The organism is Aeromonas sp. V90_14, assembly GCF_029967615.1.
Taxonomy (GTDB): domain Bacteria; phylum Pseudomonadota; class Gammaproteobacteria; order Enterobacterales; family Aeromonadaceae; genus Aeromonas; species Aeromonas hydrophila.
On sequence record NZ_JASCAS010000007.1, the window covers coordinates 236,715 to 251,538 of the forward strand.

The 14,824-nt window shown below is 62.8% G+C and carries 10 protein-coding genes; 5 read left to right on the top strand and 5 right to left on the bottom strand.

Features of this window, described 5'->3' with window-relative positions; genetic code table 11:
* Positions 1 to 50: 50 nt before the first annotated feature.
* Positions 51 to 725 (top strand): response regulator, encoded by a 675-nt coding sequence (locus tag QLG02_RS07965; protein WP_016350040.1) that lies wholly within the window; start codon positions 51 to 53, stop codon positions 723 to 725.
* A complete protein-coding gene (locus QLG02_RS07970) occupies positions 725 to 2,107 on the top strand; it encodes an ATP-binding protein (protein WP_282464919.1) in 1,383 nt (460 codons plus the stop codon). Before QLG02_RS07965 ends, QLG02_RS07970 begins: the two co-directional genes overlap by 1 nt.
* A gap of 302 nt (positions 2,108 to 2,409) precedes the next feature.
* On the opposite strand, the gene glk is transcribed toward QLG02_RS07970, so the two are convergent.
* A complete protein-coding gene (gene glk, locus QLG02_RS07975) occupies positions 2,410 to 3,378 on the bottom strand; it encodes a glucokinase (RefSeq protein WP_241870984.1) in 969 nt (322 codons plus the stop codon).
* Between the two features lie 349 nt (positions 3,379 to 3,727).
* On the opposite strand from glk, the gene QLG02_RS07980 reads away from it, so the two are divergent.
* Together QLG02_RS07980 and pyk are read left to right on the top strand one after the other, a co-directional pair.
* The gene (locus QLG02_RS07980) at positions 3,728 to 4,582 is read left to right on the top strand and encodes a MurR/RpiR family transcriptional regulator (protein ID WP_005298732.1); all 855 of its coding nucleotides are present in this window, start codon (positions 3,728 to 3,730) and stop codon (positions 4,580 to 4,582) included.
* Between the two features lie 163 nt (positions 4,583 to 4,745).
* Complete coding sequence (pyk, locus tag QLG02_RS07985) at positions 4,746 to 6,185, top strand: pyruvate kinase (protein WP_011705256.1); 1,440 nt, start codon at positions 4,746 to 4,748, stop codon at positions 6,183 to 6,185.
* Between the two features lie 65 nt (positions 6,186 to 6,250).
* On the opposite strand, the gene QLG02_RS07990 is transcribed toward pyk, so the two are convergent.
* The 4 genes from QLG02_RS07990 to QLG02_RS08005 form a co-directional block, all read right to left on the bottom strand.
* On the bottom strand, positions 6,251 to 7,297 hold the full coding sequence (locus QLG02_RS07990) for an efflux RND transporter periplasmic adaptor subunit (protein ID WP_282464920.1): 1,047 nt from the start codon (positions 7,295 to 7,297) through the stop codon (positions 6,251 to 6,253).
* Between the two features lie 15 nt (positions 7,298 to 7,312).
* Positions 7,313 to 10,375, bottom strand: a complete 3,063-nt coding sequence (locus QLG02_RS07995; protein ID WP_282464921.1) for an efflux RND transporter permease subunit — start codon at positions 10,373 to 10,375, stop codon at positions 7,313 to 7,315.
* Between the two features lie 170 nt (positions 10,376 to 10,545).
* Positions 10,546 to 12,870: an acyl-CoA dehydrogenase gene (locus tag QLG02_RS08000; protein WP_282464922.1), complete on the bottom strand. Its 2,325-nt coding sequence runs from the start codon at positions 12,868 to 12,870 to the stop codon at positions 10,546 to 10,548.
* A 48-nt stretch (positions 12,871 to 12,918) separates the two neighbouring features.
* Positions 12,919 to 13,572: a TetR/AcrR family transcriptional regulator gene (locus QLG02_RS08005; RefSeq protein WP_011705252.1), complete on the bottom strand. Its 654-nt coding sequence runs from the start codon at positions 13,570 to 13,572 to the stop codon at positions 12,919 to 12,921.
* Between the two features lie 468 nt (positions 13,573 to 14,040).
* On the opposite strand from QLG02_RS08005, the gene QLG02_RS08010 reads away from it, so the two are divergent.
* The gene (locus QLG02_RS08010; RefSeq protein WP_118881649.1) at positions 14,041 to 14,781 is read left to right on the top strand and encodes a phosphatase; all 741 of its coding nucleotides are present in this window, start codon (positions 14,041 to 14,043) and stop codon (positions 14,779 to 14,781) included.
* Positions 14,782 to 14,824 lie beyond the last annotated feature (43 nt).

Sequence of the window (14,824 nt, forward strand, 5' to 3'; positions counted from 1 at the left end):
CGTCATAAGCCCTCTAATTGACAGCCTGGATCCCCATGATCGCGCACCTTATGAAAATATTGTTGGTCGAAGACGACAAGCTGCTCAATCACCATCTCAGCACCCTGCTGACCGAAGCCCAGAATCAGGTACACAGCACCGACAGCGCCCAGGTGGCACTGCATTACGCCGCCGACTATCCCATCGACGTGGCCATCATCGATCTGGGCCTGCCGGACATGGATGGCCTGCAGCTCATCCGCCAGCTGCGCGAGCAGCAGATCCCCTTTCCCATCATCGTATTGACCGCCCGCGGCAACTGGCAGGACAAGGTGGAGGGGCTGGAAGCCGGGGCGGACGACTACCTGGTCAAGCCGTTCCAGAAGGACGAGCTGCTGGCCCGCCTCAACGCCCTGGTGCGCCGCAGTGCCGGCTTCATCTCCCCCAGGGTCAAGGCCGGCGACTACGAGCTGGATCTCTCCCGCAAGGAGCTGACCATCGCCGGCACCCCGGTGGTGCTCACCAGCTTTGAATACCTGATCCTCGAATACCTGATGCGAAACGCCCGCCAGGTGGTCTCCAAGCAGCAGCTGCTGGACCAGCTCTACGGCGACGGCGAGGGGGACCCCAACACCATCGAGGTGATGGTGAGCCGGCTGCGCAAGAAGCTGGATCCGGAGGGGACCATCCAGCCCATCTCCACCATCCGCCGCCAGGGTTACATCTTCAACCTGTCGTGCAACTGATGGATTTTCGTCTGCTGCGCCCCATGCGCTTCATCCGCCGCTCGCTGCACATCAAGCTGATGCTGAGCGCCATGCTGGTCATCGCGCTCATCATGGCCTTCTCGGTCTACATCCTCTATCTGGGTCACACCGAGGAGCAGGCCCAGAAGGCCAGCACCCGCATGCAGGAGAACCTCTCCAAGCTGTTCTCCTCCAAGCTGCCGGACGCCCATGCCACCACGGATCTGGGCCGGATCACTCCGGATGCCGTCGATCCCAATCTGGATACCCTGATCTGCCGGGCCGACGGCCAGCTCAGCTGGTCCAGCATGCACATGCCAGAGGTGATCCAGGCCAGGGACACCATCTGCCAGGATCTGATGAAGTATCTGGGCGGGCTGGATCAGGACTACTTCTTCAAGCGTCACACCATCAAGAACGGCGAGAGCTACTTCATCTACAGCCTGCGCTTTTTGCGCAATCACGGCGACGGCCCCACCACCTATTACGTGGTGATGGTCGATTCGGCCAAGCGCTACCTGGCCCAGACCCGCGATTACCTCTACCAGTGCATCCGCCAGGCCCTGCTCGCCTACTCCCTGCTCGGCGCCCTGCTGCTGCTCACCAGCTTCTGGAGCCTGGGATCCCTGCGCACCATGGCACGCCAGATGGACGAGATCCGGGCCGGCAAGCGGGAGGCGCTCTCCAACGACTATGAGCGGGAACTGACGCCGCTGACCGAGTCGGTCAACCAGCTGCTGGAGAACGAACGCCAGCAGACCCAGCGCTACCAGCACGCCCTCAACGATCTGGCCCACAGCCTGAAAACCCGGCTGGCGCTGATCCAGATGACGGCGCAGGAGGTCAAGCTGGGGCGCGACATCCACGACAACATCAATGAGCAGATCCTGACCATGGATCAGATCATCCAGTACCAGCTGCGCCGCGCCGTCACCGGCCGCAAGCGCCTCGCCAGCAAGGGTACCGAGCCGGTGCCCCTCATCGAGAAGCTGCTGGCCAGCCTCGCCAAGGTCTATCGCCACAAGAAGCTGCAGACCCGCTTCAACTTCGATGACGACGTCTTCTTCGCCGGCGAACAGGGGGACTTGATGGAGCTGATGGGCAACCTGCTCGACAACGCCTTCAAGTTCGCCATCAGCGAGATCAAGGTGACGGTGAGCCGCCGGCTCGACCGGCTGCGGATCGAGATCGAGGACGACGGCCCCGGCATCGACCCCGGCAAGTCGCAGCAGATCTTCCAGCGCGGGGTACGCGCCGACAGCTCCCCCGGCCAGGGCATCGGGCTGGCGGTGGTCACCGAAATCGTGCACAGCTACGGCGGCCAGATCATGGTGGATGAATCCCCGCTAGGGGGCGCCCGCTTCACCCTCGACCTGCCCTGAGCCCATCCCTGCCAATGCACTGCGCCTGCCACCCGGCAGGCGCAGTGCATTGCGGCGCAGGCCCATCCGTTCACAGATGACGAGAACCCCATCCAGCCGGCAAACCGCAGGCATAAAAAAACCGGCCGCGAGGGCCGGTGAAACAGTTCAGGCTTGTCAGGTGACAAACGCACCCAGCGGATGAAGACAAGTCCCAACTCCTTATGGAGCCCTGCCCTCTTGAGTACGTGTTGACACTCTACGCCATGGTCACTGAATCAAGGCTGAACCATGGCCGATCCGTCCCCTGGCAAGCCGCCGGCTTATAACTTGATGCCGAGCGACTGGCGCAGATAGGCGCCGGCACCGAGCAGACCCGGCCCCTCGTGGGTGATGAGGAAGACGGGGATATCCTTGAGGTAGGATTTGAAACGCCCCTTGTCTTCGAAGGCCACCCGAAAGCCCGAGCCGATGAAGAACTCCTGAAAGCGCGGCACTATGCCGCCGGCGATGTAGACGCCGCCGAAGGTACCCATGTTGAGCGCCAGGTTGCCGGCAAAGCGGCCCATCAGCACGCAGAACAGGCTCAAGGTACGGCGGCAGTCCAGGCACTCGCCCGCCAGCGCACGCTCGGTGATGTCCTTGGGTTCGAACGCCTGTGGCTCGCGGCCGTCGGATTTCACCAGACCACGGTAGATGTTGACGAGGCCGGGGCCGGAGAGCAGCCGCTCGGCCGAGACGTGGCCCAGCTCGGCGCGCATCACCTGCAGCACCGCATCCTCTTCTTCGCTGTTGGCGGCAAAGTCCACGTGGCCACCCTCGCCTGGCAGACTCAGCCACTGCTCGCCGGTGTGCACCAGGTGGGCGACCCCAAGGCCGGTGCCGGCCCCGTAGATGGCGATGGGCTTGCCGGCCACGGGCGCCGCGCCTCCCAGCTGGATGCAGTCAGCCGCGTCCAGCACCGGCACCGCCATGGAGACGGCGGTGAAATCGTTGATCACCTGCAACCGGCTCAGGCCCAGATTGGCCTGCATCTCGCTGATGGAAAACTCCCAGCTGTGGTTGGTCATGGCGACCCAGTCGCCGTTGATGGGGCAGGCGATGGCAATGCAGGCTTCGCCCACCTGCACCTTGTGTTCATCCAGATAGAGGCGAACCACGGCTTCCAGACTGGGATGGGCCAGCCCGGAATAGGTCTTGGCCCGGGAAATGGTGCCGGTTGCCAGCTCGCACAGGGCCAACCGGGCATTGGTGCCGCCTACGTCGCCGACCAGCGCATGGGTATGCTGCATAAAACAACTCCTTCGTTACTGGGGTCGGGGCGGCCGTTACCGTCCCGCACTTATTATTTGGAGCCAATTCTACCCGAGCCCCTCCCCTTGCGGCGCGTTTGATGGGTGCAACTGTGCGCCCGCTCACAGTGTTGTTGCTTTGCAACATTTGTAAGCGCTTTCACGGAATGACTGGAAGTTTGTAACCAAAACAACGAAATAATTAGACATGAGTCATACTTTGCAGGGCCGAGATTAGTTTCGATAAGAGCTTGTCTTGTATAGTCATCAAGTTGATTGGAAACCTGCTTAGCCATGAATTTAGTGCAAAGACACTGAAGCTAAATTACAAAAACGCCTGGTGGTGATGATGAATACCCTTGATAAAATTACTAATAATTTGGAAAGTTTCAGTAAATCAGAGCGTAAAGTCGCCGAGGTCATCCTGGCCTCCCCGCAGACGGCCATCCACTCCAGTATCGCCACCCTCGCCAAGATGGCTGACGTCAGCGAGCCGACCGTCAACCGTTTCTGCCGCCGTCTCGATACCAAAGGCTTTCCCGATTTCAAACTGCATCTGGCCCAGAGCCTGGCCAACGGCACGCCCTATGTGAACCGCCACGTGGAGGCGGAAGACGGGCCCGATACCTATACCGCCAAGATCTTCGAATCCACCATGGCCTGCCTCGATGCCGCCAAGAACAGCCTGGACATCTCCGCCATCAATCGCTGCGTCGATATCCTGACCCAGTCCAAGAAGATCAGCTTCTTTGGCCTTGGCGCCTCCTCCGCCGTCGCCCGCGATGCCCAGAACAAGTTCTTCCGCTTCAACATCCCGGTAGTGAGCTTCGATGACATCGTCATGATGCGCATGAGCTGCATCAACAGCAGCGAAGGGGACGTGGTGGTGCTCATCTCCCACACCGGCCGCACCAAGGCGCTGGTGGAGATTGCCGCGCTGGCCCGCGAGAACGACGCCACCGTCATCGGCATGACCGCCAAGGATTCCCCGCTGGCGCGCGAGTGCAACCTGGTGCTCTCCATGGACGTGCCGGAAGACACCGACGTCTACATGCCGATGGCATCGCGCATCGCCCAGCTCGCCCTGGTGGACGTGCTGGCGACCGGTTTCACCCTGCGCCGCGGCATGAAATTTCGCGAAAACCTGAAGAAAGTCAAAGAAGGTTTGCGCGAATCCCGCTTTGATACACCCCACTCTTCGTAAGCAGCGGGGGCCTCGGCCCCCGGCTGTCTCTGCCACCTTCCTTGGTGTAGTATTGTAATTTAGTAACAAAAGCCACCCAGATGGCTTGCAAGCGGGTGCAATGGGTCATGCGCTTGACGGGGCAGTATCTCAAGTCATATCAACTTCAAAACTGGAGTCTTTCATGCCAAGACGTACAAAGATTGTAACCACACTCGGTCCGGCCACCGATCGCGAAGGGATCCTCGAGGGGATCATCCGTGCCGGCGCCGACATGGTGCGGATGAACTTCTCCCACGGCACTGCTGAAGACCACATCCTGCGCGCCAACCAGGTGCGTGACATCGCCGCCAAGCTGGGTCGTCACGTCGCCATCATGGGCGACCTGCAGGGCCCCAAGATCCGCGTTTCCACCTTCAAGGACGGCAAGATCTATCTGGCCGTCGGCGACAAGTTCATCCTCGATGCCGCCCTCGGCAAGGGTGAAGGCTGCCAGGAGCAGGTCGGCATCGACTACAAGAGCCTGCCGGGCGACGTGATCGCCGGCGACATCCTGCTGCTGGACGACGGTCGCGTGCAGCTGAAGGTGGAGCAGGTCGAAGGCACCCGCATCCACACCACGGTCACCGTGGCCGGTCCGCTCTCCAACAACAAGGGCATCAACAAGAAGGGTGGCGGTCTCTCCGCCCCGGCCCTGACCGAGAAGGACAAGGAAGACATCAAGACCGCCGCCCGCATGAACGTGGACTACCTGGCCGTCTCCTTCCCCCGCTGCGGCGATGACCTGCGTTACGCCCGCGAGCTGGCCCGCGAAGCCGGCTCCAACGCCAAGATCGTGGCCAAGGTCGAGCGCGCCGAAACCGTCGCCACCGACGAGGCGATGGAAGACATCATCCTCGGCTCCGATGCCGTCATGGTGGCCCGTGGTGACTTGGGTGTCGAAATCGGCGATCCCGAGCTGGTCGGCGTGCAGAAGAAACTCATTCGCCACTCCCGCCGTCTGAACCGTGTGGTCATCACCGCCACCCAGATGATGGAGTCGATGATCAACGCGCCGCTGCCGACCCGCGCCGAAGTGATGGACGTGGCCAACGCCGTGCTGGACGGTACCGATGCGGTGATGCTCTCCGCCGAGACCGCCGCCGGTCAGTTCCCCATCGAGACCGTCACCTCCATGGCCAGCGTCTGCGTCGGTGCCGAGAAGCACCCGAGCCTGAACGTCTCCAACCACCGTATGAGCTACACCTTCACTTCGGTGGAAGAGGCCGTCGCCATGTCCACCATGTATGCAGCCAACCACCTGGAAGGGGTCAAGGCGATCGTGGCGCTGACCGAATCGGGCACCACCCCGCTGCTGATGTCCCGCATCAGCTCCGGCCTGCCGATCTTCGCCATGTCACCGCACAACAAGACCCTGGCCTGGACCAACCTCTACCGCGGCGTCACCCCGGTGCTGTTCGACGGCGACGAGACCAAGCCGGTCTACGAGGTGTGCCGCGACGCGCTGGACGTGCTCAAGGCCAAGGGACTGCTGCAAAGCGGCGACATGGTGTTGCTGACCCACGGCGACAAGATGGAAACCGTCGGCAGTACCAACACCTGCAAGGTGATGATGGTCGAGTAATCGCCCTTCACCGGCACCAAAAACGGCTCCCGCAGGAGCCGTTTTTTTATGGCGAAACCGCCGCCTCAGCCGCGAAACAGTTCGACCTTGTCGCCATCCTGCAAGCTGCCGGCGCCGCGCACCACCACCCTGTCCCCCTGCTTGAGCGCCCCGCTCACCGCCACCTGCCGGCTGTCGCCAAACAGCACGGTCACCGGCACCCGGTTCACCGTCAGCTCCTCGCCGCGCTGCTCCACCTGATAGACCACGCTCCCCTCGGTGTTGAGCACCAGGGCATCGCGCGGCAGCAGCATGGTCTGCGGCTCCGCCAGCGGCAGCGCCACCCGCACCGGCGAACCGATGATGAAGCGGCCCGCTTCGGGCTTGAGGCGCAGCTCGATGAGGCGCGACTTGGGATCGGCGCTCGCCGCCCGCTGGTAATAGACCCCGTGGCCGCTGAGCTGCTCCCCTTCCACCCGCAGCCGGGTCTGGGGCACCAGCTGACCGGCCCAGACGATGGGGGCCTGCAGCCGGATGTCGGGCTGATCGGGATTGACCAGCTCCAGCGCCTGCTCGCCGGCATCCACATGCTCCCCCGGCTGGATGAAGTGGTTGTTCACCACCCCGTCGAACGGGGCGAAGATGTGGCTTCTGCGCAGTTGCTCCTCAATCTGGCGCACCTGTACCCGTGCCAGCCGCTCGGCCAGTTCAGCCTGCTCCACGTCGTAGCGCGCCTTGTCATACTGGCTCTGGGAGGTGCTCTTCTGGCGGTGCAGCGTCGCCAGCCGGCCAAACTCGGCGCGGGCGAAACGCACGTTGCTCTCCCACTTGGCCTGCTCGGCCTGGGCCTGCTCCAGCGAGAGCCGCAGCGCCGCACTGTCGAGGCGCAGCAGCTCATCCCCCTTGCTGACCCGGCTGCCGAAGTCGGCGATCCACTCCACCCGGCCGCTCACCTCGGCGCTGAGCGCCGCCTGCTGGTGACTCGCCACCGTACCGCTGACCCAGATGCTGGCTGCCGCCTCCCCCCGGGTCACGTCCGCCAGGGTCACCATCTTGCCCTGGGCCAGCGCGGGGAACACGCCTCCCGCCAGCAGCGCCGCGCCCACTACCATCCTTGTAAAACCGTGTGTCATCGATGAGCTCCTTGCTCAGGCCCGCTGGCGCAGGGCGAGCGGTGGTTCGGCCCGCTCTCCCAGTCGCAGGAAAGCGGGCAACAGGATCAGGGTAAACAGGGTGCTGCAGCTCATGCCGCCAACGATGACGGTGGCCAGCCCCCGATAGATTTCACTGCCCTCGCTCGGACTCAGCATCAACGGCAGCATGCCGAAAATGCTGGTGAGGCTGGTCATGGCGATGGGCCGCATCCGGCTTTGCAGGGCATCGGCCACCGCCAGCTGGCGGCTCATCCCCTCCCGTTCCGCGGTGCGGGTCTGATGCACCAGCAGGATGGCGTTGTTGACCACCAACCCCAGCAAAATGACGAAGCCGATGATGGTCAGCAGATCCATCGGCAGCGGCACCAAGAGCCCGCTCAGGTGCAGCGCCAGCACGCCGCCGACGGTGGCAAGCGGCAGGGTCAGCAGCACCAGCACGGCATCCTTGAGGGAGGCAAAGACCCCCCACAACAGGATCAGCAGGATCATCACGGCAAACAGGAAGATGGCCCCCAGATTGCCGAGCGCCTGCTGCAAGCTGTCGGCATTGCCGGAGACCCGCAGCTCACCGCCGGCGGGCAGCAGTGGCCGGATGGCGGCAAAGCTTTTGCTCTGCAGGGTATCGAGCACCTGCTCCATGCTCATCCCCGCCGGGGGCGAGATCTGCAGGCTGATGCTGCGCCGACCATCGGCCCGAAAGATGCTGGCCGGCCCCATGTCGTGCTCGACCCGCAGCAGCTCGCCGAGCGGCACTATGCGCCCGGACGGGGTCGCCAGCGGCACCGCCTTGAGCTCGTCCGGGTTGGCCGAGGTCTGTCCCATCAGCATGATGTCGAGCCGCTCCTCCCCGTCGAAATACTCGCCGACCCGCAGCCCGTCACCGAAGGTCTGGATGATGGCGGGCATGGGCGTGCGATCCCAGCCCACCTCGGCCAGACGCCTGTCCTGCGGCACCAGCCGCAGCTCGGGGGCGGTGAAATCGAGATCCGGCTGCGGCCTCACCTGAGCGCCCGGCAGATCCTGTTTGACGATGGCCATGGCGGCCCGCGCCGCCTGGTAGAGCTCGGCCAGATTGCCCCCCTGCAGCAGCAGGGAGATGCCGTTCTCGCTGTCAAAGCCGCCGAACAGCGACCCCTGGCCGCCAAACACCTGGGTGTCGGGGATCCCCACCAGCAGCTGCTTCATCAACAGCTGCTCCAGCACCTTGATCTGCTCCTCCTCTTTCGGCCGCACCCCGATCTGGGCGCCGCCCGGATAGCGCAGGATGTAGTAATTCTTGAGGGCCGGCTCCCGCTCCCCCTTCATGTAGGGGGCGAGGCGGGCGATCAGGGTGTCGATCACCTCCTCGCGCTGGGCCTGCAGGTTGAAACCCGGGGTGAAGTTCATCCAGACATCCACCGCATCGCGCTTCACATCCGGCAGATAGTCCATCTTCGGCAACAGGGCCCAGGTGGCCAGCGCCGGCAGGCTCATCATCAGGGTGATGACGGTCCAGCGCTGGCGGGAGGTGCCGGTCCAGCGGATCACCCGTCGGGTGGTGCCCTGCCACAGCCCCTCATAGGGATCGATCAGCCGCTCACGTCCCATCCAGCGCGCCGCCACCGCCGGCAGCACGGTGACCGCCACCAGCATGGAGACGGTCACCGCGCAGGCGATGGTCAGCGCCAGATCGGCAAACAGCTGACCCTCCACGTCGTTGAGCAGCAGCACCGGCAGGAAGATAGCGACCGTGGTCAGGGTGGAGGCTACCAGCGCGGTCCACACCCGGCTGGTGCCTTCCAGCGCCGCCTCCGCCTTGCTCAGATCCCCCCGCTCGTGGCGCCGGTAGATGCTCTCCAGCACCACGATGGCGGCATCGAGCACCATGCCCACCGCAAAGGCGATCCCCGCCAGCGAGATGACGTTGAGGGTCCGCCCCAGCACCTTGAGCAGGCAGAAGGTGAGCATGATGCTGATGGGAATGGCGATAGCGATCATCAGGGTCGCCTTGAGCTGGCGCAGAAAGACCCAGAGGATGGCGCAGGAGAGCAGCACACCAAGCCCCAGATTGGCGGTCACCATGCCCACCGCCCGGTTGATGTAGAGGGAGGCGTCGAACGACTGCTCCATGTGCAGCCCGACCGGCTCCAGCACCTCGCGGTTGAGCTCGCCCACCTTGAGCTTGATCGCCTCCAGCGCCGCCAGGGCGTTGGCACCGCTCTCCTTGAAGATCTGGGCCGCGATGGCGGTGTTGCCGTTCTGGATGCGCAGCACCGGGTTCTCTTCCCGGGCCACCCTGATTTCCGCCACATCCCGCAGGTAGATGGGCAGGCCGTCGCGCCAGTCCACCACCTTGTCTCCCAGGGTCGCCACGTCGTAGCGGCCGGCAAAGCGCAGCTTGTACTCCCAGCGACCGATGTCGAGGGTGCCGGCGGAGACGTCCCAGCCGGTGCTGGCCCGGCTGGCCAGTACCGGGATCTCCACCCCCAGTTCGGCGGCGCGGTAAGGGTCGAAGCGGATCTGGATCTGGCGCTCGTTGATCCCCTCGATGTCGACTGTCGACACCCCGGGGATCCGCTCCAGCTCCGGCTTGACCCGCGCCTCGATCAGCGCCTGGTGATCATCGATCTGCCCCTTGGCACCGGGCAACTGCTGGATGAAGAAGAAGGTAAGGGTATCGTTGCTGCTGTAGTTGTTGACGTAGGGGCCGCCAATCTTGTCCGGCAGGCCGGAGACCCGGTTCAGGCGGGAGATGACGTCGAGCTGGGCCCGCTGCATGTCGGTGCCGAGGGCAAACTCCAGGTCGATTTCGGTAAAACCGGGGAAGCTGTTGCTGGTGAGGTTCTTGAGCCCCTGCACCCCCTGCATCTCCTGTTCGATGGGGTCGGTTATCTCCGACTCCATCTCCTGGGGCGAGGCCGAGCGCCAGTCCACCGAGATGTTGAGGTGCGGGCGATCGATATCGGGAAACAGCTGGATCGGCAGCCCCCGGATGCTGAGCAGGCCCAGCAGAAAAATCAGCACGATCGAGACCGCCACCCAGATGGGGCGTTCGATCGCCGTTTTGGCGAGATTCATTCACTCTTCCTGAGTTTGTTGTTGTCGGCCATTCCGCTGGCCTTGCTTCCTGCCCCAAGGGTGAGGGGCCATTGCATTAAACTGGAATTAATCGAGGTTGTAAATGCAGGGTTAACAAACAAAAAAACCGGCCATGACGGCCGGTTTCAGGTTCAGGAGTGAGCGCTCTCTCAGGCGGCGTGCACCACCGGATTTTGCTGGGATAACCCCTCCAGCTCGCCCGGGGCAAAGTTGTCCACCTGGATCGCATCGTAGCGCAGGGCATCGGCGGCCAGCAGCTTGTCCGCCTCGTCCTTGCTCAGGATGGACTGAGACAGAGCAGCGGCCACCAGCTCCGGCAGCGCCAGTTTGCGGGGCAGTTTGCCCTCTTTCTGGGCCTGCACCAGTTTCTTCTCGTAGGGCTGCACTGCGACCATGGCCTGGAAGGCACGCTCCATCAGGCCGACCGGATCCGCCTCGTCCTTGCCCACATAGCACAGCGCCGTCAGGCGGTCGCGGAACTCGCCCGGCTTCATCATGGCCAGACAGATGGCGTGGCAACGATCGTCGGCCGGCATCTTGTAACCGACGCCGAACGGGAACACCACGCGCTTGAGCACTGCTCCCACCACCTTGTTCGGGAAGTTCTGGAAGAAACCCTCGAACGCCTTGCCAATCAGGTAGAGGTTGCGCTCCACCGCGTACTGCACGAACGGCAGATCGGAGACCATACGGCCCTGATCCTCGTAGTGCTTGAGGGTGGCGGAGGCCAGGTAGAGGTGGCTCAGCACGTCACCCAGACGGGCGGAGATCATCTCCTTGCGCTTGAGATCGCCACCCAGCATCAGCATGGAGACGTCGGCGCACAGCGCCAGCCCTTTACTCATGCGGGAGAGCTGCTTGTAGTAGCGGGCGGTTTCACCGGCTACCGGCGCGCTGTTGAACTGACCCAGGGTCAGCCCCTGGAACAGGGAACCGAAGAAGTTGCCGGCGCCGAAGGCGATGTGCTTCATCAGCAGGGCGTCAAACTTCTCGAGACCGCGCTCCACGTCAGTGTCGGCCGCCGCTTCCAGCTCGGCAAAGACGTACGGGTGGCAGCGGGTGGCGCCTTGCCCGAAGATCATCAGGTTGCGGGTCAGGATGTTGGCCCCTTCCACCGTGATGGCGACCGGAATGCCCATGTAGGCGTAGCCGGTGTAGTTTTTCGGGCCCAGCTGGATGGCGCGGCCGGCGTGGATGTCCATGGAGTCATCCATGATCTGGCGCGCCATCTCGGTCATGTGGTACTTGGAAATCGCAGTGACGATGGCTGGAGCCTGACCCAAGTCCAAGGAACCTGCGGTCATGCGACGAGCCCCTTCGAGCTGATAGGTGAGGCCGCCGATGCGGGCCAGCGCTTCCTGCACCCCTTCAAACTTGCCGATGGACATGCCGAACTGCTTGCGCACATAGGAGTAGGCGCCCACGGTGCGGCTCGCCATGTGACCGCAAGCGGTGCCCAGAGCAGGCAGCGAGATGCCGCGACCGGCGGAGAGGCACTCCACCAGCATGCGCCAGCCGCGGCCGGCGTAATCCGGGCCGCCGATGATCCAGTCGAGCGGAATGAACACATCCTTGCCGAAGGTCGGGCCGTTCAGGAACGCCAGACCCATGGGATAGTGGCGATCGCCGACGCGCACGCCGGGGTGGCTGGTTGGGATAAGCGCGCAGGTGATGCCGAGCTCTTCCTTGTCGCCCAGCAGTTTTTCCGGGTCATAGAGTTTGAACGCCAGTCCCAGCACGGTGGCGCGCGGCGCCAGGGTGATGTAGCGCTTGTTCCAGTTGAGGCGAATACCCAGCACCTCTTCACCCTTGTGCATCCCCTTGCAGACGATCCCCTTGTCAGGAATGGCGCCCGCATCGGAGCCCGCTTCCGGCCCGGTCAGGGCGAAGCAGGGCACCTCTTTGCCATTGGCCAGCCCCGGCAGCCAGAAATCTTTCTGGGCCTGGGTGCCGTAGTGCATCAGCAGCTCGCCCGGGCCTAGGGAGTTCGGCACCATGACGGTAACCGCCACGCTCAGGCTCTTGGTGGCAATGCGGGTGACGATGGTGGAGTTGGCAATCGCCGAAAATTCGCGGCCGCCGTAGGATTTCGGGATGATCAGGGAGAAGAAGCCTTCCTTCTTCAGATAGTCCCACACCGGCTCCGGCAGGTCTTTGGTTTCGTTGACGATCTTGAAGTCGTCGACCATGGCGAGCAGGGTTTCGACCTGGTTGTCGATAAAGGCCTGCTCCTCTGCGGTCAGCGTCGCCTTGCCGTAGCCGTGCAGTTTTTTCCAGTCGGGGTTGCCGCGAAACAGCTCCCCATCCCACCAGACGGAGCCGGCTTCCATGGCCTCCCGCTCGGTGGCCGACAAGGGCGGCAGTATCTTCTTGAAGATGCCGAACACCGGGCGGGTGACCACCTTTTTACGGATGGAGGGCACGCCGAGCACGACGGCTATCGCCAGCACCAGCAGGATAAGCAATGTGATCATACTCAAGTTCCTTCTATTTCACTGTTTCCGTTGATTTATTGTTGGTTGTTACACGGCCAGGGAGAGCCTGGTCGACTCCACGGGCGCCCCGACACCGGACGCCAGATAAGGAATGACGTTGCGTACCAGCCCCTCCACATCGAGCTGCTGGCCGAAATCGGCCTGGGCGATGTCGCGCAGCGCATCGGCCGAGGCCATGGTGAATACGACAGTGCCCAGGGTGAAGTGCAGCCGCCAGAACAGATCCGCCGGCGACAAGGCCGGGTTGGCCTTGGAGATGGCCTGGGTGATCCGTTGCAAAATGGGGCCGTAGTGGGCGGTGATGAAGCGGCGCAGGTGGCCCTGGCTGTCGATATAGCCACGACCCAGCAGCTGCATGAAGATAGCCGGGCCGTTGGTGCGCACCGCCACCAGCTTCATCAGCGGGTCGACAAAGCTCTCGAACACCTGCAGCAGAGTCAGCTGCTCCTGCGCCATCAGGGTATGCAGGCGTGCATCCAGCTCGGGCATGAACAGGCTCAGATAGCGATCGAGCACCGCCTGGATCAGCTCCTTCTTGGAGCCGAAGTGGTAGTTCACCGACGCCAGATTGACATCGGCCTCGCTGGTGATCAGGCGCAAAGAGGTATCGGCGAACCCCCGTTCGGCAAACAACACCTCAGCGGCATCGAGAATGCGGTTTTTGGTATCGATTTTACTCACAGGACACCTCACTTAAACGAATGTTTAAAAAGTACGTTTCACAACCTTTTGTGTCAAGAGAATGTGAACAGGTGTTAGTGAAATGTTTTTGTTGAAAATGGGGAACAAGGCGGGAACTTCACGGACGAATCGGACTCTATATCTATGCCACTGCAATTAAACATTAAGTCTCGCCCAACCTGCTTCATGCTAGTTGGGCATTTTTTTGCCCGGTAACCTCGCAGCGTGCTGGCAAACAGGCAAAAAAAACCGTCGCAGGGCGCGACGGCGGGGAAATGAGGTTGCACCATCCTGATCCAACCCATCGATGCGAGTTCAGGCTTTCATCGATGACGCCATCATGACCGCCAAGCGTGTTCAAACTTTGTCAGCCAGACCCCAATTTGTGACAAAGTATGACAAGCCACGACATGGTCTCGACCCGCCGCCTTTGCTATGCTGGCGCCTCACGCCAGAGGGGAAGATAAGATGAAGTACACGGTCGATACCCACACCCACACCGTCGCCAGCACCCACGCCTACAGCACCATTCACGACTACCTGCCCATCGCCAAGGCAAAGGGGATCAAGCTGTTCGCTACCACGGATCATGGCCCCGACATGGCCGATGCCCCCCACTTCTGGCACTTCGTCAATCTGCACGTGTTGCCACGGGTAGTCGACGGGGTCGGCATCCTGCGCGGTATCGAAGCCAACATCAAGAACATCGACGGTGAAATAGACTTCCCTGAGCGCTACGAGTCGCGGCTCGACATGATCATGGCGGGCTTTCACGAGCCGGTGTTTCCCCCCTGCGACCAGGCCACCCACACCCAGGCCATGATCAACGCCATCAGGAGCGGCCGGGTCGACATGATAAGCCACCCCGGCAATCCCGCCTTCCCCATCGATATCCAGGCCGTGGTCAAGGCAGCGGCAGAGTATCGGGTGGCGCTGGAGCTCAACAACTCCTCCTTCAGCCACTCCCGCCCGGGCAGTGAAAACAACTGCCGCGCCATCGTCGAGGCGGCGCGGGACATGGGTGCCTACCTCACCTTCGGCTCCGACTCCCACGTGGCATTCAGCCTCGGGGATTTCGAGCACTGCCACCGACTGGTCACCGAAGCCGGCTTCCCGGCAGAGCGGATCCTGGCGCGCTCCCCCCGTGCGCTGCTCGATTTTCTCGAAAGCCGCGGCCGGGCCCATATTCCGGAGTTCGCCGACCTCTGACATTGACCGTAACTCCATGAGCCCACTCATAAAACTGAGCACA